At 62.5% G+C, this 1,216-nt stretch carries 3 protein-coding genes; all 3 read left to right on the top strand.

Annotated features, from left to right (window positions below):
• Positions 1-358, top strand: a 358-nt coding sequence (locus ACOVRJ_RS19760) for a hypothetical protein (RefSeq protein WP_422045540.1), incomplete at its 5' end; no start/stop codon positions are given.
• 27 nt (positions 359-385) lie between these two features.
• Complete coding sequence (locus tag ACOVRJ_RS19755) at positions 386-652, top strand: hypothetical protein (protein ID WP_422045539.1); 267 nt, start codon at positions 386-388, stop codon at positions 650-652.
• Positions 653-840: 188 nt separating this feature from the next.
• Positions 841-1,155: a BON domain-containing protein gene (locus ACOVRJ_RS19750; RefSeq protein ID WP_422045538.1), complete on the top strand. Its 315-nt coding sequence runs from the start codon at positions 841-843 to the stop codon at positions 1,153-1,155.
• Positions 1,156-1,216: the final 61 nt, after the last annotated feature.

The raw sequence follows: 1,216 nt of genomic DNA, 5'->3' as shown, positions 1-1,216 counted from the left end.
TGCACCGCCACCCGCCAGGACGCTCCCGCCCGCGCCCCCTGTGGTGAAGCCCGCAGCAGCCCCGCCACTGGACCTCAAGTCGCTGGAGACTCGCCTGAGGGAGACGAAAGCCATCGGCTCCTTCAGCAAGTTGGCGCTCAAGAACCAGGTGGATGATCTGCTGGAGCGGTTCAAGGCGTTCTACGAAGGACGGATCAAGACTTCCCTGGTCGAACTGCGGCGGGCATTTGACCTGCTGATCATGAAGACGCTTGCGCTGCTGCAGGAAGCCGACCCTCCGCTGGCTGGCGCGCTCGCTTCGTCAAGAGAGTCCATCTGGGCTGTCCTGTCGGATCCGGCGAAGCTCAACACCCTGTAGCAAGTGGCCTCCTGGCGCCGATCCATCATGCCGACCCATGTTCACATCCTGATAGGGTCCTGCGTCGCCTTGTGGGTCGCGCTTGTTTCGGGGGCTGCTGCCGCAGCAGATGATGCGGCGCTTCGCAAGGACCTGACGTCTGTCATTGCACTGCTGGGCCTGCCTTGTGGCCAGGTTATCCGCGCGACGCCATTGAAGGATGACGATCACATCGCCACCTGCCGAGATGGCCACCGCTATCGCGTGTTCATCAACCCCGCAGGGCGCGTCGTGGCCCAGCAACTCAAGCCATAGGCCATGAGTTGCGTTGCCTGAACGCAATGGCCGGCCGTCGCCGTCTCCTACAAAGAACGAACAAGGAACGAACGCTGAAAGAGCGATCGCTCTGAACCCGCCAGCGCACCGACGCCTTGATTGACGCGGTCCGAAGGGTCTCGGTCGATAGATGGACAGCCGTTTGTCAATCTCACAGGAGATTCACCATGAACATGCGCACCCTTCTCGCCGCGACCGTCACGGCACTGGCATTGGTCACCATGACAGGCTGCGCCGTCACGCGCGGGCAGGAGACCATCGGTGCTTATGTCGACGATGCGACGATCACGACGCGGATCAAGGCCCGCTTTGTAGAGAACCCGCAGGTGGACGCCTCGTCGATCAGCGTCGAGACGCTGAACGGCACGGTGATGCTGTCGGGGTTTGCCAAGAACGCCACCGAAAGAACGATGGCCGGAGACATCGCACGTGGCGTCAACGGTGTGAAGGCCGTGAAGAACGAGATCGCCGTGCGCCCCTGATCGCGGCTTCAGAATCATCGGGAGACCCAACAGGCCGGTCTGGCCGGTCTGGCCGGTCTGG

Origin of the sequence: Roseateles sp. (assembly GCF_049240545.1) — a bacterium.
Lineage (GTDB): Bacteria > Pseudomonadota > Gammaproteobacteria > Burkholderiales > Burkholderiaceae_C > Paucibacter_A.
This window is presented reverse-complemented; position numbering and strand designations above follow the sequence as displayed.

Bases quoted from the DNA above. Each gene is read 5' to 3' on its own strand.
- ACOVRJ_RS19755 (WP_422045539.1), top strand. From the start codon at position 386: ATGCCGACCCATGTTCACATCCTGATAGGGTCCTGCGTCGCCTTGTGG.
- ACOVRJ_RS19750 (WP_422045538.1), top strand. From the start codon at position 841: ATGAACATGCGCACCCTTCTCGCCGCGACCGTCACGGCACTGGCATTG.